Origin of the sequence: Ferrimonas sp. YFM (assembly GCF_030296015.1) — a bacterium.
Classification (GTDB): Bacteria; Pseudomonadota; Gammaproteobacteria; order Enterobacterales; family Shewanellaceae; genus Ferrimonas.
The window spans coordinates 4481146-4499208 of sequence record NZ_AP027368.1; the positions used below are offsets into that span (position 1 = coordinate 4481146).

The following is an 18063-nucleotide window of genomic DNA, read 5'->3' on the forward strand; positions in this document are numbered from 1 at the left end:
GACCTGAGTCAGCGGCTTAAACCATCATCATGAATTTTGGCTAGATGACGCCAAGTTCACGCAATCGTTCCATCAGGTAGCTGTGAGCCGTATGACGCTCCGACAACACCACCTCAGACCTGGGGTGAATGAAGAGCGGCAATGACACCCGAGACCGGTTGAAGTCCATCCCTTCAGGGTTGATCACCCTGTGGGTGGTGGAGGGGAAGTACCCCTTGGACGCTTCCTGCAACATGTCACCTATGTTGATGATCAGGTTACCGAAGTCACAGGGCACATCCAGCCACTGGCCATCTTTTCCCTGCACCTGAAGCCCGGGCTCATTGGCCGCGGGCAAGATGGTGATCAGGTTGATGTCCTCGTGGGCGGCGGCACGAATGGCGCCGGGCTCCTCCTCGCCGGTCATGGGCGGATAGTGCAACACTCGCAGAAGGGACTGCTCACTGCCCTTGATCATATTGGGCAGGGGTTCGCGGTAGTGCTCGGCCACGTCGGCAGGTGTATGCCGCTCAATCCACTCCAATAGGGTGGTGGCAAACGCCAGCGTGGTGTCGTAGTACTCCTGCAGTTCCTCCTTCAACTGGGTGGGACATTGACCCCAAGGGTAGTAGTGGTAGTACTCCTTGATGTCCCGCTTATCTGACCCCTTGGCGCTCTCCGCTACCTCCGCAGCGAAAAAGCCATCCTGGGCTTCCGGATTGAAAGCAAACTTGTGCTTCTCCTCGGTACCAAAAAAGGTCAGCCAGTTGTCGTAGATGCCTTGAACCCTCTGCTGTGACAGCGGATGGTTCTTCAGCACTCCAAACCCGGTATCCCGCAAAGACTTCACAAAACGCTCGGCGGCGTCCTCGCTGTGAAAGTCCACGGCTTCCAGGCGCGTTACCTGTGTATCCATATTGACCCCTTTGCCCTGCTTGGCAGGTGCGTTTTTATCATCTTCCGTTGATGCGCTTTGGCGCGGCGCCATTGTAGCCTCGGGCAAAAGCGTGATCCAGCGCAAAATGTTTCAGAAAAGGTGAGCGACACACGGAGAGAGAGGTAACCCTTTGGTTAATAGGGATATTTGTGGCCTGCAATAAAAACACAGGCCAAACAGGAGGGATCAGAGCTTAGGGAGCTGGCGCACATCGTTATAGCCATGAAACTTCAGGCAACGCTCACAGTTTTTATTCGGCTTGTAATGTTTGTCAAAAAATAGCTCAATTTTATTGGCTAGATTCTCAAACTTGGTTTCAGTTGCCACCTCATTCCACTTATATCGATTCATCATCTCCGCCAAATGTCGATAATAAGTTGGGTTCTTGTCGGTTAAATATTTGCTTTCCATGAGTTGACTTTCATAAGAGGAAAGACTGCCCGCCATAAAGAAATAGATCGCCTGAGTTAATTCCATCACCTGAGCCTCTGTAGCCTGCAGGGCACCGCTTTGCTGAGCCTGCTCTATGTGCAGATGCACCCGGCTCCAGAACAGGTTACAACGCTCCTTCAGCAGAGCGATCTTTTCGTCACTGGCCATCTGCCAGAACATGGAGTTGATGGACACCACCCGCAGAATATTGAAGGTCTGGCTGCGAGACACCGAGATCAAGGAGAACACCGCCGGCACCGCCGCCCGCTCGAGCTCAGTCAGTTCAGGATGTTGGTCGAGAAACAGCGGCATGTAGTTGGAGGTGCAGTTGCGCAGGAACAGGCACACCAGCACGTCCTCCTTGGATTGGAAGAACTTGTACAGGGTGTGGTTGGAACAGGAGGCTTCTTTGGCCATCTGAGCAAAGCGGAAGGAGACCACACCATTTTCATCCACCAGGCTCTCCGCCACATTCAGCAACTCATTACAGCGCATGATATCCAGATTGGTTTTGGGGCAGTGCATGGTCACCTCGGCACTAAATTATTTTTTGGCGGCATTACTGTGTCATAAGGGATGACTGATTTTCGCTACCCAGCCCACAATTTTTATTTCAAAAAACCCACCAGAAACTTTTTCTGAGACGCCCTCACGAAAACTTTTTTCACTGAATTATCACTGTGATCTCGCGCTTATTTTCCCTGCTCACTCCGGCGCTACAGTAATTTCACATTCACTGCGCGAGATAAACACTATGCATAACAGACGTTCGTTTATGAAACTCGGCGCCGGCATGGCCGCCGGCGCCATGATGCCCATGGTGGCATCCGCCAAGTGTGGCGATGAGCCCACCCAATGGGACTCCGAGCACGAAGTCATCATCATCGGTTCCGGCTTTGCCGGCCTGGCCGCCGCCGTTGAGGCGATGCGCAAGGGTGCCAAAGATGTGGTGGTCTTCGAAAAAATGGGGGTCTACGGCGGCAACAGCACCCTAAACGCCGGCCAAGCCTGCTTCGCCGGCACCGAGCTGCAGAAAAAACTGGGCATCAAGGACAGCGCCGAGCTGATGGTAAAAGACCAGCTGAAGTCTGGCCGTGGCATCGCCAGCGAAACCCTGCTGCGCCACAGCGCCGAGCTGGGTCCCTACATCTACCAGATGACCAAGGATTGCGGCTGCGTCTACCGTGACCACATCATCACCACCGGCGGCACCAGCGCCACTCGCAGCCACCAGGTTGTGGAGCGCTCCGGTTCCGGTTTCATCCGTCCCATGCTGGACACCGCTCGCAAGATGGGCGTGAAGACGCACATCCGCCACAAGTTCGAGCACCTGATCCGTGATGCCAAAGGTCGCGTTATCGGCATCAAGGTGCGTAAGGGTTACCACTTCGGTCACGAAGACAGCGGTGAGGTGATCAGCGTTAAGGCCAACCGAGGTGTGATCATTGCTACCGGTGGCTTTGGCTACAACATCAACTTCCGCATGGCGCAGGATCCGACCCTGACCTCCGAAGTGGGCTGCACCAACGCCAAAGGCGCCACCGGCGACGGCCTGATCGAGATGCTGGCTGCGGGCGCGACCCCAGTGCACCTGGCCCACATCCAGTCCGGCCCCTGGGCCTCTCCAGACGAGGGTGGCTTCGGATACGGTGCAGGCTTCTCCCTGTACAACTTCCCTCACTCCATCGCCATTGACCGCAACACCGGCCAGCGTTTCATGAACGAAATCGCCGACCGTAAGACCCGTGCCGACCTGGAACTGCAGCGTCGCGACCAGGATGGCAACCCCAACCCTGCCCTGCTGATCGCCCCCAAGCACGAGGCCAAGAAAGACCCCTCCATGCACAACGTCCTCAAGTACAACGTCGCCTGGGAATTTGACTCTGTGGAAGCCATTGCCAAGCACTTCAATGTACCCCTGGCACCACTGAAGCAGCAGATTGCCGACTGGAACGGCTTCGTAGAAAACGGCGAAGACACCCAGTTTGGTAAACGCATGGACGCCGGTCGCGGCATCAAGCTGACCGCTCCCTTCATCGTTCAGCGCCTGTGGCCCAAGGTGCACTACTGCCAGGGTGGCATCCAGATCAACACCAAGGCCGAAGTACTGGCCGCCAAGACCGGCAAGCCGATCCCGGGCCTGTACGCCGCTGGTGAGGTCACCGGTGGTATCCACGGAGTGAGCCGACTCGGTGGCTGCTCTACCCCTGAATGTATGGCGTTCGGCGTGACCGCTGCCCGCTCAATCATGGAGGCCTAATCGCCATGAAATCCACTGTAACTCTGTTTGCCGCCACCCTGGCCCTGACCCTGAGCTTTGGCGCCGCCGCCCAGAACAAGCGCGACTACCACATGGACGTCTACGACGCCGGTTGTAAGACCTGCCACGACCAGGGCATGAAGCGCTTCCCATCCGATGAGGCCTGTTTGCAGTGCCACAGCATGGATGAGGTGGCCAAACAGACCGAACGCCACGGTGAGGTAGCCCGTCAAAACCCTCACGACAGCATGCACTACGGCAAGGAAGCCCCTTGTCAGGAGTGTCATGGCGAGCACACCGCCAAGAAAGCGCTGTGCCAGGAATGCCACAACTTCGACTATCCGAAGTTCAAATAACAACAACCTTCCGAGGAAACGATGATGAAAAAACTCACTCTCACTCTTGCTGCTCTGATGGTTAGCGGTGCCGTATGCGCCGCCGACAAGCCAGCGGATCAACCCTGGCACAATGAGAAGCCTCTGCCTTACACCCCTTACGCACCCACCAAGCTGATGCCTCAGGTGTGTAAGCAGAAGCAGGCCCTGGCCTATCTGGAAGAGCTGAAGTCGGGTAAGAAGGACATCTACACCGTTAAGTCCAACGACCACGGCGGTAAGGGTGCCAACGACTCTGGCTGGCTGACCTGGACCATCGACAACCCAGACAAGCTGATCCCCTGCCCCAAAGGCGGTGCTTCCGCCACCGAAGTGGGCATGTGCTGGAAAGAGCTGAACGACGAGCCTACCGTGATCGGTCTGGTGCGCGTGGCTCCCGGTACCGCCATCCCCCACTACCACCGCGAAATGGAGTGCTACTACGGTCTGAGCGGCGAGGGCCTGACCTGGTCCCAGGGTCGCATGCAGCACTTCCAGCCTGGTGATTACATCGAGATCCCCTCCAAGGCGATGCACTACACCCCCAACACCTATGACGATCAGGATCTGATCTACATGTACTGGTTCCCTCAGGATGGCAAGTTCTCCACCTTCAAGTACCAGTGGCCTCAGGATGTTGGCCCAGGTGAAACCCTGATGTTCGACTTCATCCCCTACACCCAGTCTCACGCCGTCCGTGAAGGCCGTGGTGGCTACGGCTTCGATGCGGTTCGTCCTCAATAAATAAACGCCTTGTTTAGTTATCTCCAGGTTTATGGCCGGCGCAAGCCGGCCATCTTTTCCAGGTAAGCACCATGAAACTGACTCCACTGCTACTGCTGGCCGCCCTGCTCGCCCTGCCAACTCAGGCACAACCCCAGTCCCTGCTATGGCCCGAGCTGGCTGGCAGCAACACCGACGCCCAATCGGTGTTTGATCGCATCAATCCGGCCCTGGACGGCAAACAGGTCGTGATCCCCGGCTTTATTATCGAGAACAGTGTGGCCGCCGCCCTGCCCGGTCACGATCACGTGGACGCCCTGGCCTCCTCGGCACCCACCATCACCGTTCTCAGCCCTCAGCCGGAGATCTGTCTGCACAAGCCGCCGCCACCGGCCAATCAGCTGATCCAGGTGAAGCTCAAGCCGGACGTCACCCTGGAGGCGGAACAGGGCAAACCTGTCTACCTCATCGGTGAGCTGCAGGTGGATAAGCACCTGTCGGGCCTGTTCAGCACCGCCTACACCCTGTGGGTCTCCGCGGTGGAGCCCTATCCGGTGCCCTAGCCTGGAATTTCCACGTCAGGAATTGAATAAAATGAATAAGATGAAATTGGTCAGCCTGCTGGCATTGACCCAGTTTACCCTCACCCCGCTGGTGCACGCCGCGCCCGCCGATGACGGCATGAGTTTCGGCGGCTTCCTGAGAGCCAACTACGGCTGGAAGGACTACAGCGACGCCTCCAAGGACAAGGGCGGTGATTTCGCCTTCGACGCCCTCTCCCTCACCTATGACGGAATGATCGACGGCGTGGGCCTGAGCGCCGATTATCGCATCGCCAACGGCCTCAACTACGTCAAGCGCGCCTACGGCTACATGAACTTAGGTGACACCACCCAGGTTCAGGTGGGCATCGTCAAGGTGCCGTTCGGCAAACAGGGCTTTGTCTCCAACTCCTACTGGTTCAGCACCAACTACTACCTCGGCTTCGAAGACGACTACGATGCCGGGGTGAAGATGGTGTACGACCGTGATCAGTGGCACCTGGATCTGGCCTACTTCGCCAGCGCCGAGTACGGCCCGGGCACCGCCGACCGCTACGCCGCCGACATCATCGGCGACAACGAAGAGAGCAATCAGATTAACGCCCGCCTGGTGTACACCCTGCCTCTGGACCAGGGCCACCTGAAGCTGGGTGCCTCCGTTGAGGCAGGCCAGCTGTATCACGCCGAGCTGTCCGACAACGGCGATCGCCAGGCCTACGCGGTGCACGCCGATCTGCAGCTGGGTCACTGGAACCTGCAGGCCCAGGTCACCGACTACAACATCGACAGTGCCGACAAGGCGGATACCGTGACCGTCGGCGTGGTGGGCGCCCGCTACGACATCGCCGCCGAAGCGACCGGTTACAACCTCAACCTGGCCCGTCACTTTGACACCAGCTGGGGAGGCTTCACCCTCTACAACGACTACGGCCTGGTCTCACCGGACGGCAAGGATCAGGACGACTCCATGCAGAACGTCTTTGGCGTGTCGGTGAACCGAGGTCCCATCTGGGCCTACTTCGACTACATTGTCGGCGACAACATGACCTTTGCCGGCGGCCCTGGCGTTGGCCTACCCAACCCGGACTCCCCCACCGACAGCCGCATCAACATCAACGTCGGTTACTACTTCTAACCCCCGCAGCGGGTGACTCCTCTCTTGGTCGCCCGCTCTTTTGTGGTCATACCTGTTCACACTTCTGCAATAATCTGTTATCAACATAGGGTGCTCACCCCTGAGCCCGCAGCCTTACAGGATGTACAACCCATTGGGTTGATGAGGCAAAGATAACGACAACAAAGCAAGGATGACTCGATGAGCTTTACCCGCCGCCGCTTTCTGCACACCTTGGTGGTTTCCGCCGGGGCCATGACCCTCTCCAGCCTCACCGGCTGTTCCAACGACAACCCGGACGACAAGGCCACAGTGCTGCCGGAGATCATGCCGGAGTACTTTCCTCAGTCGGTGATGTCCGGCGATCCTCGCCCCGATTCGGTGATCCTCTGGACCCGGGCCGTGGACGGCGACGGGGATCTGTCCCTGACCCTGCAGCTCTCCACCGACCCCAGCTTCCAGGAAGTCATGGTGGAGGAGGCCTTTACTGCCGCCGCCGCCAATGGCCACTGTCTGAAGGTGCGGGTCACAGACCTGTCCCCCTACAGCCACTACTACTACCGTTTCCTCTTTGAGAAAGAGGGCAAATTGGTCAGCTCCCGCATCGGCCGCACCAAGACCGCCCCGGCCGCCGATGCCGACGTGGAGGTGAAGTTCGGCTTTGCCTCCTGCCAGGACTACCTGGGCCGCTACTACAACACCTACCTGTCTCTGCTGGCCCGGGATGATCTGGATTTTGTCCTCCATCTGGGGGACTACATCTATGAGACCAGCGGCGATGCCAGCTTCCAGGCCACCGACGGCGAACGCCAGTTCGAGTTCCGCGACGGCGACGGTGCACTGACCATAGGCACGGGCGACAGCGCCTTCCAGGCCGCCGCCAGCGTCGACAACTACCGCCAGCTGTATGAGGTCTACCGGGCTGACCCGGTTTTGCAGGAGCTGCATGAGCGCTACCCCCTGGTGGCCATCTGGGATGACCACGAGTTCTCCGACGACAGCTGGCAGACCAACGCCACCTATCTGGATGGCGCCGCCGGCGAGGAGCAGACCAGCCGCAAACGCAACGCCGAGCAGGTCTACTTCGAATTCATGCCCATCGACCATGCCGCCCCCCATGGCGACAGCGGCAGCGGCGCCCTGGAGGTGAGCGAACAGCAGCTGTTCCCCAACACCAAGATCTATCGCGACCTGAGGTTCGGCCAGCACCTGCACCTGGCGATGACCGACTACCGCACCTTCCGCCCGGATCACCTGATCCCAGAGGATGCCTTCCCCGCCAGCGTGGTGATGGACAGCGCCACCCTGACCGCCTTCCTCGGTGCCCAAGGGATGCCTCAGGCAGCCATCGACGCCACCCTGGCCCAGATGAGCCCTGTGGTGGACATAGACGCCGACGCCCTGGCGCCCTATAAAACCGCCTTCGTGGAGATCTTCACCGGCCTCTACACTCAGGAGCTGATGACCCGACTGGGGCTGGATCAGCCAAGTGCCCTGGCCCAGGCAGCCGAGCGCGCCACCGCCGCCATCACCGGCAAGCTCACCTCCAGCTACCTCAACCTGGTGTTGGTTCAGGCCCAGGCCACCCTGCCCGATGGCCACCCACTCAAGGCACTGCCCCCCTTACCGGAAACCGGCGTGGGCACCGGCCTGGCCTACTACACCCTGGGCAAGACCACATTGTTCTCCGATCTGGGCGCCCGCTACCTGGTGATTCGGGAGACCTTTGATCTCTACGCCGGCTACCTGGAGTTTATGGCCCAGCAGCAGGGCGGCAGCGTGCAGACCCCCTATGACCAGGCCCAATTCAGCTGGCTGCAGGGGCTGCTGACCCAGTCCGACGCCACCCACAAGGTGATGGCCAGCTCGGTCTCCTTCGCGCCTCTGCTGGCGGACCTCTCCCCCAGCCGCGCCGACAGCGGTGTGGCGGATCTGGAGGCGGTACTGGACTCTGACCTGGTGCCCGCCGCCCTGAAGCAGCGGTTCTACCTGAACGTTGACCACTGGGACGGATTCCCCCAGTTCAAGGGCGGCCTGATCAATGACCTGCTCAGCGCCACCGGCACCCTGACCGTCTCCGGAGACATCCACGCCAGCTTCGTCACCCAGCACCCGGCCAACCCCAACACAGGCCTGGCCTCGGTGGACTTCACCACCTCCTCGGTCAGCTCCGGCACCTTCGGCAGCTTCCTGGACGATGGCCTCAACGGACTGCTGGCCCAACTCGGGGACGTGCCACCCGAGGTGAGCCAGCTGAAGTACTTCTTCGACACCATCGCCCTGACCGCCAGCCAGCGGGACGACGTCAGCTCCAAGTTGATGTTCTCCCGCATGTGGGAGCATGGGGTGAGTGTGGCCACCGCTTCCGCCAGCGGCTTTGCGGTGGAGTACTTCAACGTGCCCACGGTGTGGGATGGGGTCAACATGACCAAGACCTCCTTCTACAACAACCGCGCCGCCTTCCTGGCCAATGTCCGCACTCACAGGTTCCACTGGGACGGCAGCGAACTGCAGATGCTGCCCGCCTAACCTAAGCTGGGCTCTGTGATCAGGCCGACTCTCCGGAGTCGGCCTTTGTCGTTTAGCGCCCCACCTGCCGCAAGCGCTTCCAGCACGCCTGACCCAGATCAAGCCACCTTCAACTACATTTCGCTACCGTTTGCCCCGTTAGCCGGGAGAACTTACCCTTGTCAGCCTCTTTAAGACCGATGAAAAGGTAAGAAAATTGTTTCGCTTTTTTAAAGCCTTAGGCTTATCTGCACTCTCCCTATCCCTGACTCTGCTGCCGGCTCAGGCGACCGAATTGTCGGACTTCGATGGCCTGTCCGGCACCCTGAACATCGCCGGCGGTACCGCCCACATCCCTGTGATGAAGAGTGCCGCCCGCACCATCATGTCCAGAAACTCTGACATTCGCATCACCATTGCCGGCGGCGGTTCAGGTGTTGGCGCCCAGCAGGTGGGTAAAGGGTTGGTGGATATCGGCAATACCGGTCGTGCCCTCAAGGCCTCCGAGCAACAGATGGGACTGATCTCCTACCCCTTTGCCATCGACGGAGTGGCGGTGATTGTTCACCCTGACAACCCGGTCAGTGACCTGAGCTTCGAACAGGTGGCCGACATCTATGCAGGAAAGATCCGCAACTGGAAGCTGGTGGGAGGGGAAGACCGCCCCATCAACCTGTTCACCCGGGATGAAGCCAGTGGCACCCGCTCCGTGTTCGTCAAGAAACTGCTTCACAAGGGCCCGGTAGCAACCACCGCCAATGTTGTGCCCTCCAATGGCGGCATGAAAGCGGCGATCTCCCGCGATCCCGGCGCCATCGGCTACAGCAGTGTCGGCTACATCGATGCCATGGTTAAAGCCCCCAGGCTGGCCGGCGTCGCGCCCAGCAACCAGGCCTGTGCCTCCGGGGAGTACCCCGTGGTGCGAAAACTCATTATGAACACCAAAGGCGAGGCCACCGGGCTGACCAAAACCTTCATCGGTTACCTCTACAGCGATGAGGGCAGCAAGTTCATCCAACAGGCCGGATACATCCCTCTGCCAGCCCATCCATGAGAGCAGCCTCCCCCTGGCCACAGCAGTGGTTGGCGGTGATCTCAGCCCTGGTGCTGGTGTCGCTGTCGCTGCTGGTGCTGTTTATCCTGTACTTTGCCCTGCCGGTATTGGTGTCAGAGGGCGGGGCAGTAATGACCCTGCTCTGGCGCCCCGAGCAGGGGCATTTTGGGATTCTGCCAATGCTGTGCACCTCCATATTGCTGGCGCTGGCAGCCCTGATGCTGGCGTATCCTCTGGCCCTGGGTATCGCCGGAAGCTGCCTGCTCTACAAAAGGCATTGGTGGGGTCGCTGGCTATTGCGAACCATACGCATGATGGCTGGGATTCCCACTGTGGTGCATGGCATTGCAGCGCTGTTTATCCTGATTCCCTGGCTGCGGGAGGCCTTTGGTCAAGGTTCCGGGTTCAGTATGCTGGCCGCTGTGCTGGTGATGGTGCTGCTGATTCTGCCGGTGATGGTGATGACCCTAGAGACCCACTGCGCTCCCAAGTTGCAGCGGCTGTCACTGCCAGCCGCATGTCTGGGGTTCTCTCAGGCGCAGGTGCTCTGGCACCTGGTGTTGCCCCAATCACGGCCCATCCTGACCAGTGCCGCCCTGCTGGGGTTTGCCCGAGCCATAGGTGACACCCTCCTCCCTCTGATGCTGGCAGGCAATGCCCCCCAGTTCCCCGGCTCTCCCATGGACTCGGTCAGGGCCCTGACCGCACACATCGGCCTGGTTCTCTCCACCGAGCATGGCAGCACACTGCATAACTCTCTGTTTGTGGCCGGTTTGCTGTTATTGCTGGTGAGCGTATCGGTCTCACTGCTGCTACGGCGACTGATGAGGGCCAACTCATGATCGCCCGGCTTTTTTTAAGGTGGTGCCAGTTGTCGACCCTGGCGCTGCTCCTCTGTCTGGCCGCCATACTGGGTTTTCTGCTGATGCGGGGCGGCCCGGTCATCGGCCTGCCTCTGTTCTTTGGCGACACGCCGGCGATGGAGGCCCTGATGGGCCACTCGCCGGTCTGGGACGGGATCTGGCCCGCCTGCCTGGGCACACTGACCGTTGTGTTTCTGGCCATTGCCCTGGCACTGGTGCCGGGCATCGCTTGCGGCATCTGGCTGGCGGTGATGCCCAAAGGTCGGTTCAGTACGCTACTGGGGCTGGGGATCGATATTCTGGCAGGCACCCCCTCCATCCTAATGGGCCTGTTTGGATTCAACCTGATCCTGTTTCTGCGCAACACCTTCGCGCCTTCAGCCAATACCTGCCTGTTGCTGTCGTCACTCTGCCTGGCCATGCTGGTGTTGCCCTATATGGCGGTCTCCACCCGAGCGGCGCTGTTGTCTGTACCCAGGGCGCTCTCCACCACCGCCCTCTCTCTGGGGTTGAGTCGATGGCAGGCTTTGTGGCACATCCAGTTACCACAAGCCAAACGCGGCATCTGGGGAGGGGTGATGCTGTCTCTCGGACGGGCCGCGGAGGATACGGCCGTGATCATGCTAACCGGAGTGGTGGCCAATGCCGGCATACCTGGTGGCCTGTTCGAGCGTTACGAAGCCCTGCCGTTCACCATTTTCTATTTCAGCGCCCAGTATATGGATTACGCCGAACTGGAGCGGGCCTTCGGCGCCGCCCTGGTGCTGTTGTGTCTGACTGCCACCCTGTTTGCCCTGGCCGGGGCCCTGCAAAAAGGTGCACGGAGAAAATAAGCCATGCCCAATCGCAAAATTCATGTTTCCGATCTGGCCGTCTACTTTGGAGGGCAACCCGCCCTGACCGGCGTGACCGCCAGCTTTGCGCCCAATCGCATTCACGTCATTACCGGGCCTTCCGGCTCGGGTAAAAGCACCTTCCTGCGAAGCCTCAATCGCCTCAACGAAAGCCTGGGTGAGTGCCGGACTGAAGGGGAGATCCTGATGGAACTGCAGGGACGGAATTGCCCCATCGACCAACTGAAGGAGGCTCAGCTGCCTTCTCTGCGACAGAAGGTTGGTATGGTGTTCCAACATCCTCAGCTGCTGCCCGGCACCATCGAAGACAACCTGCTGCTGCCCCTGAAGCTGGTGGCGAACACCAAAGGGGAGCAAGCGCAGACACAGATGTCCGACGCATTGAAGCAGACCGGATTGTGGCATGAGGTCAACCAGCGACTTCGGGCGCCCGCCCAAAGCCTCTCAGGAGGGCAGCAGCAGCGCCTCTGCCTGGCCAGGACCCTGGCGATGCAACCAGAGGTTTTGCTACTGGATGAGCCGACTGCGTCACTGGACCCGGCCGCAACCGCTCAAATCGAAGAGCTGCTGAATTCGCTGAAGCAACGCTTTACTCTGCTGGTGGTCACTCACAACATGGCACAAGCCAACCGTCTGGCAGACAGACAACTGGCATTCGACCAGGGAAAACTGATAACCGACTGACCCACACCCTTAATCAACTTGGCTCTGTGATCAGGCCGACTCTCCGGAGTCGGCCTTTTTAACTGTAAGACATAGAGTTAACTGATATGCTCAGTGGTATATCTCATCGCTCGATCCACATCTCTGGGTGTGTGGTCATAACCAGTGTCATTCTGCGGAACTGACATCAGGCTTCTCCCATGAATAAAGAGACCTCATTAACCGACGTCGCCTACTCCGAGCTGGAGAGGATGATCACCTTTCAATCCCTGAAGCCAGGCGCCATGTACTCGGAAAAACAACTGGCCGAGATGGTGGAAGCAGGACGCACCCCGGTGCGGGAAGCGCTGCAGAAACTGGCTTGGGAGCAGATGGTGATCATCCATCCACGCCGGGGCATTCAGATCCCCGAGGTGACAGTAGAGAGTCAGTTGAAACTGCTGGAGATCCGACGGGGACTGGAATCCCTGTGTGCCGAACTGGCGGCCCAGCGCAGTACCCCGGAGCAGAAACGTCAGATGCTGGAGCTGGCGGACGCCATCGTCGAATGTGCCCATCGCCACGACGATCAGACCTTCTTCACTCTGCTTCGCCGGGTTCACGAGCTGCTGGTGGACGGTTCCCGCAATGAGTACATCCGTCAGGCGATGCTGCCCTTACAGGGCCTCTCCCGCCGCTTCTGGTTTATCCACAAGGGACCGGACAGCGAGCACCCTGCCACCCTGCACGCAGAGGTGATGAAGGCGGTGGCTTCAGGGGACGCCAAGGCCGCAGCCAAGGCCGCCACCCAGGTGATCGACTACCTGCACAGCTTCGCCCTGGCCCGCCTCACCTGATCAGCGGGTCAGCTTCTCGATGATGGTCCGGTGCTGAGGGTAGCGAGCCAGCAGATCCTCGCGCTCAAACAGCTCAAAGTCGCCGAAGGTAAAGCCTGGAGAGACCATGCAGCCCACCAGGGAGTATCCCGGGTTGTTCATGGCCGATCCGAAGATCGCCCCTTTGGGCACCAGCACCTGGGGACGCTCCCCCGCCGCCAAGTCCATTCCCAACTGCACCTCCTCGAGTCGCCCATCCGGATGAATCATGCTGATGGTCATCGACTGACCGCCGTGGAAGTACCACATCTCATCGGCGGTCAGTCGGTGAAAATGGGACACCTCGCCGCACTTGAGCAAGAAATAGATGCTGGTCCACAAGGCACGCCGCTCATCAAAGGCGGCGTCAGAAGTGAAACTGGGAGCGTAGTAGCCGCCCTCCACGTGGGGCTGGAGGTTCAGGGAGTGAATCAAGTCATCGGCGGTGTGCGTCATGGGATCTCGTCGAGCAATCGGGAAAGGGAACAGCTTAGCGGCCAGGACAATCAGATCAAGGCAAGAAGAGCGCTGCAAAGCAGCATCAGCAGATACCCCAGGCGCAGCCGCACCATGAGTTGGCCTTCGAATTGCTCAGTGACGTAATTGCCGTAAGCGAGCCAGGGCCCCAAGCCCTTGCGATGGCTGACATAGGCGGTCACCCAGAAGTAGATTGCCGTAACGGAGAGCACTGCCGCCAGCCCCAGGGTCAAGGAATCAAACTCCACCCGACTCAGCCAAGTCAGGGCAAACAGGCTGAATATCAGGGCAGAGGCCAGCCGAAACCACACCTGGGAACTCATGGCCGCCAACAGCAACCGGCTGTAAATACCGGGACGGGGCAACCTCAAGCTGTCAAATCGGATGCGGCTCCACAGGGGCAAAAGAAACCCCAGGGTGGCCAGCAGTATCAGGGTGGTGGCGTAGATGGCCAGGGACCAGGGGGTTACCCACTCGTTCGGCAGCTTCAAAAAGGCGGCCGCCGCCACCACGATGAAGGGCAACAAGTAGGGGAACGCGGCCCTAAGGTGATTAAGCATGGATCGCGCCCTGCCGTCCACATAGCTCAGATAGCCCAGCTCCTCCCGGTTCCACCACAGCCAGTAAAACAGCGACGGCAGCAGGGCAATCAACAGAAACAGGGAGGCGCCCAGGGGGCGGGCCATCGCCTTGGTGGTGTCGAACATCAGGTATCCGGGGAGAGGGGCAAACAGCAGCATCAAAGGCACCACCAGGTTAACCAGCCCCAACAGCAGGTAGTTGAACCAGGGGTGGGCAGCCCGGTAGAGGGCCACTTTTCGACGATGCATTTGACCATAGTTCATAAGGGGATGTTGACCTATGTTGATTATTTTTACGCCAACACTTGGCTGTTATGGGTTTAAAGCACTTGGTGATTGCATCAGAGGATGTTGAATTCGGGTAACGCGCGGCGCCCGATGGGGCTGGCCTGACAACCACCACTCTGCGTTGTTCGGTCTTGACGTAGAACCACTATGCCTGTGATCAAACGCCTTGATTGGTGGCCGTCACTCTCAGCCAAATCCTAATCGTCATAGGCCAACACCCCTAAAGACACACCTCGGTATCCACCGCCAGCCGTCGCTGGTGGTCCACCAGGACCATCGGCCTGGCGTCGGCCAATATCGCTTGCTCCACCACAGGAAGGACTGCCGTATCCAGGCCGTTAAAGGGTTCATCCAACAACAGCCAGCGGGATTCCATGGTCAACGCCCGAAGCAGTGAGGCCTTCTTCTCGGTGCCGGTAGAGAGGCTGGCGTAGGCCTTATGCAGATGGGGCTCCAGCCCTAAAGTGGCGATCAGGCTGGCTTGCAGTTCGGAGTCCACCGGGTTGTGCCTGGATTCGAAAGCCAGCACTTCGGCCAGTGTCAACAACCCAGGGGGCGCCAGGCCATCGGAGGCCAGCACCACCTCTCTGCCTGCACCAGGGGCAAACACCACTCTGCCGCTGTCGGGTGTCACCGCACCGGCGATGATCTTCAGCAGCAGGGTCTTACCTCGGCCATTGGGACCGCTGAGCAGGGTACGGCGACTATCGAAGCGGGCACTGAAATTGTCCAGCACCGGACGACCACCAAATCCCTTGCTGAGAGCGTGACACTCGAGCATGGCATCCTTGAATCAACTGATTGAGATGATTGCAGATTACCATTCAATAAAGGGAAATTTCTGCGAGAAGATGTAACCAGTTCTGACTGAGAATCCCCATAAAAAAAGCCCCGCCAGCCTGAGCTGTGCGGGGCTTGGTTTTCCCTTCCGAGGAAAGCGGTTTAGGCCTTTATCCCGATTGACGTAATTGTATCGGCTTTGCAGCTCAGCAACATTGTTAACGAAACAATAAAGCGCGATGTTTTTGCAACCCTATTTCCCATACCAGATTATACCAACCAAAAGACTTGATACTTTCAGTTATAGCCAGCTACAGGGAAGGGGGTTCCCAGCCTAAACTCTATGTAATTACCAGCCAAATTGGCACACTCACCCGGGTGGCTGTCTTTTATTAAGCATATCACTATTTTTTGTTTGTTACCCACTTCTTTAAACCGCCACCTGAAGAAGTCATCAACAATATCCCTCTCAGATTCCTGAGAAACATTGGATCGCAGAACCGTCCTATTTACAGGGCGCTTAAAAGCCCTTTTACCTATTAAAGGAGAAACACTGGGATCTACGGCGTCATATTCAACCTCGATAAAAACGCTTTTATTTTCATTTTGAGCCACTTTTTCTAACGCTGCCCTACTATATGTTACAACCGGCGTCTCAAACTCACGACCAAAATCCCAATTCCTCAATGGGTTTCTATATGCAACCCAACGGTGTCCATGACCATTTGAGTATTCCACCATAACCTTTAGCTTCTCTTTTTCCTTCCAAGCCATATATTTTGAGGTCTTACCATTGAAATCAATACTGCCATCAAACTCCGTCCAAGATAAACTCTTCCTGAGGGACAAATTTCCTTCATTTCTAAAATCATCCGTTTGGTATACTTTGCCATTAGAGTCAAGAAGATATGTCTCCTCAGACTCTTTTGCTGTATACCAATAACCTACAGCTGAATTTCTAATTGAAGCATTTGGTTGCTCTTTCAAGAAATCTGTTAGATCTCCTGAATATATTTTAGCAGCATTTTCATATAGATTGATCTTGTAAGTGTCCTTATAAAACAGCTTAAACATTGGCCTGCTATTATCATAGTTCACACCCGCAATCCAATATCCTGCATTCTTTATCTGACCTGAATTAACAGCAATTCGCCCTTTATCGCACAGCTTAAAAGAAACATTTTTGTATGTTGTTATTTTGTTCAGGCAATAAACTCCTGGACTTACCTTTTTCAGAGCAAAGTTATTGCCAACCAAATCAATTTTAAAAGACTCTCTAGTATCAATATTCTTGATGGTTATCGAAGTAACTGGCTCTCGATCATCGAATAGAGTCCCTTTATTGGACATAGACTTCAAAATGAAACCCATAAGAATGTAACCATCACCACCATCAATATCTTTATTAATTGGTTTAGATGCACAGCCAGCAAGAAGAGATAAAAATAGTATAAGTGAGAAAAGTCTCATAACGTTCCTATGTTCAATAGCAATTACCAATCCAGTTGGTCAATCAACTTACAATCTATTAATAGAATACACACTCTCATTTGGATAAATTTCTGACATAGCTCACACACTAGATCCCCCTTACTTAGAGTGCCGTAAAAAAGGCTTCTAAAAGCCACATTCTCGAAGTAGGTGTTATCAAGACACTCTGCATTGGATATGTGATTTACAAAAAGAATGAAAATCCAATAAAGAAAGCCCCGCCAGCCTGAGCTGTGCGGGGCTTGGTTTTCCCTTCCGAGGAAAGCGGTTTAGGCCGATTCGGACTTGTACTTCAGCGTGCCGTTGGCCTTAATTTCGTCATACCACACATTGTGGTGCTGCTTGGCCCAGTTCTCATCACAGTAACCGGACTTCATGCACTCCATGCCGCCTTCAGACATCACGGTGGCCATGAAGATGTGCACGATGGAGAAGGCACAGATGATGATGGCAGAAGCGCCGTGGGCGATGATCGCCAGCAGGCTCAGGGTACGGCTGGGCTCGAACACTGTCGGGAACAGCAAGATGGCGCCAGAGGCAACAATTGCCGCACCGAACAGTACGAAGGTCCAGAACCACATCTTCTCACCGGCGTTGGCAAAGCCAGCGTCCGGGTGCTTGCCCTTGAAGGGGCCAAAGTTGATGTAGCCGCCCACCACCATGAACCAGTCCAGGTCGTACTTGGCCGGGATCTGGTTCTTGGCCCATTTGATGGTCATCAGCAACCAACCAAACATGAACGGAATCGCCATGTAGTCGTGAATCGGCTTGGCCGCCGCCATGATGGCCGCGAAAGTGCCCTGACCCAGAGTTGGCTCGAAGAAGTGACGACCGGCCATCAGCAGCAAACCAGTGATGATCAGCAGCAAACAAGGGATGGCACCCAGCCAGTGAATGGCTACGTCCGCCTTGGACCAGCGGAACACCATCTTGCCTGAGTAACCGTCGTGCAACTTGGAGATGCCGTTAACCAGCACGAACAGCACAAACACGCCGATCATGCCGAACAAAGCCAGCATCATGCCGGGAGCCAGATACTGCTCACGCACCGGAATGATGCGCTCGTCATAGGTGTTAATGGGCTTGGCGTGGAACGGGCTCTGGGAGGTGGTGTACCCCTCCTGACCCTGTTGCAGCGCCTGCCATACCACCTCAGTCTGGTTACCCGCCTGTTGGGCTACGGTACCGGGATCATCGGCCGCAAACCCCATCAGCGGCAGCATCAGAGCCACCAGCATCAGCAGAGGTCGTAACAGAGTTTTAGACATAAGTTTCTCCATGGAGAAAAG

General features: G+C 57.3%; 18 protein-coding genes. 11 read left to right on the forward strand and 7 right to left on the reverse strand.

Going from position 1 to position 18063, the window contains the following annotated elements:
• Positions 1–40: 40 nt before the first annotated feature.
• On the reverse strand, positions 41–895 hold the full coding sequence (locus tag QUE41_RS20710; protein WP_286340844.1) for an isopenicillin N synthase family dioxygenase: 855 nt from the start codon (positions 893–895) through the stop codon (positions 41–43).
• A 207-nt stretch (positions 896–1102) separates the two neighbouring features.
• On the reverse strand, positions 1103–1873 hold the full coding sequence (locus QUE41_RS20715) for a TetR/AcrR family transcriptional regulator (protein ID WP_286340845.1): 771 nt from the start codon (positions 1871–1873) through the stop codon (positions 1103–1105).
• A gap of 229 nt (positions 1874–2102) precedes the next feature.
• Here QUE41_RS20715 and QUE41_RS20720 point away from each other — a divergent pair, with 229 nt between their 5' ends.
• The 11 genes from QUE41_RS20720 to QUE41_RS20770 all read left to right on the forward strand — a co-directional run bounded on the left by QUE41_RS20720 (position 2103) and on the right by QUE41_RS20770 (position 13139).
• Entirely contained in the window at positions 2103–3608 is a 1506-nt protein-coding gene (locus QUE41_RS20720) for a flavocytochrome c (protein WP_286340846.1), read from the forward strand.
• A gap of 5 nt (positions 3609–3613) precedes the next feature.
• Entirely contained in the window at positions 3614–3964 is a 351-nt protein-coding gene (locus QUE41_RS20725) for a cytochrome c3 family protein (RefSeq protein ID WP_286340847.1), read from the forward strand.
• Positions 3965–3988: 24 nt separating this feature from the next.
• Positions 3989–4726 carry a cupin domain-containing protein gene (locus tag QUE41_RS20730; protein ID WP_286340848.1) on the forward strand — a complete coding sequence of 246 codons (738 nt, stop codon included), beginning with the start codon at positions 3989–3991 and terminating at the stop codon, positions 4724–4726.
• 71 nt (positions 4727–4797) lie between these two features.
• Positions 4798–5268 carry a DUF3299 domain-containing protein gene (locus tag QUE41_RS20735; protein WP_286340849.1) on the forward strand — a complete coding sequence of 157 codons (471 nt, stop codon included), beginning with the start codon at positions 4798–4800 and terminating at the stop codon, positions 5266–5268.
• Positions 5269–5299: 31 nt separating this feature from the next.
• The gene (locus tag QUE41_RS20740) at positions 5300–6382 is read left to right on the forward strand and encodes a putative porin (RefSeq protein WP_286340850.1); all 1083 of its coding nucleotides are present in this window, start codon (positions 5300–5302) and stop codon (positions 6380–6382) included.
• A gap of 180 nt (positions 6383–6562) precedes the next feature.
• A complete protein-coding gene (locus QUE41_RS20745; RefSeq protein ID WP_286340851.1) occupies positions 6563–8890 on the forward strand; it encodes an alkaline phosphatase D family protein in 2328 nt (775 codons plus the stop codon).
• Positions 8891–9086: 196 nt separating this feature from the next.
• Positions 9087–9923 carry a phosphate ABC transporter substrate-binding protein gene (locus tag QUE41_RS20750; protein ID WP_286340852.1) on the forward strand — a complete coding sequence of 279 codons (837 nt, stop codon included), beginning with the start codon at positions 9087–9089 and terminating at the stop codon, positions 9921–9923.
• Positions 9920–10765, forward strand: coding sequence for a PstC family ABC transporter permease (locus QUE41_RS20755; RefSeq protein ID WP_286340853.1), 846 nt, complete (start codon positions 9920–9922; stop codon positions 10763–10765). The genes QUE41_RS20750 and QUE41_RS20755 overlap by 4 nt, the downstream gene beginning before the upstream one ends.
• 29 nt (positions 10766–10794) lie before the next feature.
• Positions 10795–11619: a PstA family ABC transporter permease gene (locus QUE41_RS20760; RefSeq protein WP_286340854.1), complete on the forward strand. Its 825-nt coding sequence runs from the start codon at positions 10795–10797 to the stop codon at positions 11617–11619.
• Between the two features lie 3 nt (positions 11620–11622).
• Positions 11623–12324: a phosphate ABC transporter ATP-binding protein gene (locus QUE41_RS20765; RefSeq protein WP_286340855.1), complete on the forward strand. Its 702-nt coding sequence runs from the start codon at positions 11623–11625 to the stop codon at positions 12322–12324.
• 179 nt (positions 12325–12503) lie between these two features.
• A complete protein-coding gene (locus QUE41_RS20770; RefSeq protein ID WP_286340856.1) occupies positions 12504–13139 on the forward strand; it encodes a GntR family transcriptional regulator in 636 nt (211 codons plus the stop codon).
• Here QUE41_RS20770 and QUE41_RS20775 read toward each other — a convergent pair whose 3' ends face one another.
• The 5 genes from QUE41_RS20775 to QUE41_RS20795 form a co-directional block, all read right to left on the reverse strand.
• Entirely contained in the window at positions 13140–13613 is a 474-nt protein-coding gene (locus QUE41_RS20775) for a cupin domain-containing protein (protein WP_286340857.1), read from the reverse strand.
• A gap of 50 nt (positions 13614–13663) precedes the next feature.
• Positions 13664–14464, reverse strand: a complete 801-nt coding sequence (locus tag QUE41_RS20780; protein ID WP_286340858.1) for a hypothetical protein — start codon at positions 14462–14464, stop codon at positions 13664–13666.
• A gap of 259 nt (positions 14465–14723) precedes the next feature.
• Positions 14724–15284: an ABC transporter ATP-binding protein gene (locus QUE41_RS20785; RefSeq protein WP_286340859.1), complete on the reverse strand. Its 561-nt coding sequence runs from the start codon at positions 15282–15284 to the stop codon at positions 14724–14726.
• A gap of 296 nt (positions 15285–15580) precedes the next feature.
• Positions 15581–16753, reverse strand: a complete 1173-nt coding sequence (locus QUE41_RS20790) for a hypothetical protein (protein WP_286340860.1) — start codon at positions 16751–16753, stop codon at positions 15581–15583.
• Positions 16754–17043: 290 nt separating this feature from the next.
• Positions 17044–18042: a formate dehydrogenase subunit gamma gene (locus tag QUE41_RS20795; RefSeq protein WP_286340861.1), complete on the reverse strand. Its 999-nt coding sequence runs from the start codon at positions 18040–18042 to the stop codon at positions 17044–17046.
• Between the last annotated feature and the right edge of the window lie 21 nt (positions 18043–18063).

Excerpts from the sequence above, each read along its gene's own strand:
- QUE41_RS20790 (WP_286340860.1), bottom strand. The coding sequence starts at position 16,753 with ATGAGACTTTTCTCACTTATACTATTTTTATCTCTTCTTGCTGGCTGT.
- QUE41_RS20725 (WP_286340847.1), top strand. The coding sequence starts at position 3,614 with ATGAAATCCACTGTAACTCTGTTTGCCGCCACCCTGGCCCTGACCCTG.
- QUE41_RS20710 (WP_286340844.1), bottom strand. The coding sequence starts at position 895 with ATGGATACACAGGTAACGCGCCTGGAAGCCGTGGACTTTCACAGCGAG.
- QUE41_RS20715 (WP_286340845.1), bottom strand. The coding sequence starts at position 1,873 with ATGCACTGCCCCAAAACCAATCTGGATATCATGCGCTGTAATGAGTTG.
- QUE41_RS20720 (WP_286340846.1), top strand. The coding sequence starts at position 2,103 with ATGCATAACAGACGTTCGTTTATGAAACTCGGCGCCGGCATGGCCGCC.
- QUE41_RS20780 (WP_286340858.1), bottom strand. The coding sequence starts at position 14,464 with ATGCATCGTCGAAAAGTGGCCCTCTACCGGGCTGCCCACCCCTGGTTC.
- QUE41_RS20785 (WP_286340859.1), bottom strand. The coding sequence starts at position 15,284 with ATGCTCGAGTGTCACGCTCTCAGCAAGGGATTTGGTGGTCGTCCGGTG.
- QUE41_RS20740 (WP_286340850.1), top strand. The coding sequence starts at position 5,300 with ATGAATAAGATGAAATTGGTCAGCCTGCTGGCATTGACCCAGTTTACC.
- QUE41_RS20735 (WP_286340849.1), top strand. The coding sequence starts at position 4,798 with ATGAAACTGACTCCACTGCTACTGCTGGCCGCCCTGCTCGCCCTGCCA.
- QUE41_RS20770 (WP_286340856.1), top strand. The coding sequence starts at position 12,504 with ATGAATAAAGAGACCTCATTAACCGACGTCGCCTACTCCGAGCTGGAG.
- QUE41_RS20795 (WP_286340861.1), bottom strand. The coding sequence starts at position 18,042 with ATGTCTAAAACTCTGTTACGACCTCTGCTGATGCTGGTGGCTCTGATG.
- QUE41_RS20745 (WP_286340851.1), top strand. The coding sequence starts at position 6,563 with ATGAGCTTTACCCGCCGCCGCTTTCTGCACACCTTGGTGGTTTCCGCC.
- QUE41_RS20755 (WP_286340853.1), top strand. The coding sequence starts at position 9,920 with ATGAGAGCAGCCTCCCCCTGGCCACAGCAGTGGTTGGCGGTGATCTCA.
- QUE41_RS20765 (WP_286340855.1), top strand. The coding sequence starts at position 11,623 with ATGCCCAATCGCAAAATTCATGTTTCCGATCTGGCCGTCTACTTTGGA.
- QUE41_RS20730 (WP_286340848.1), top strand. The coding sequence starts at position 3,989 with ATGAAAAAACTCACTCTCACTCTTGCTGCTCTGATGGTTAGCGGTGCC.
- QUE41_RS20775 (WP_286340857.1), bottom strand. The coding sequence starts at position 13,613 with ATGACGCACACCGCCGATGACTTGATTCACTCCCTGAACCTCCAGCCC.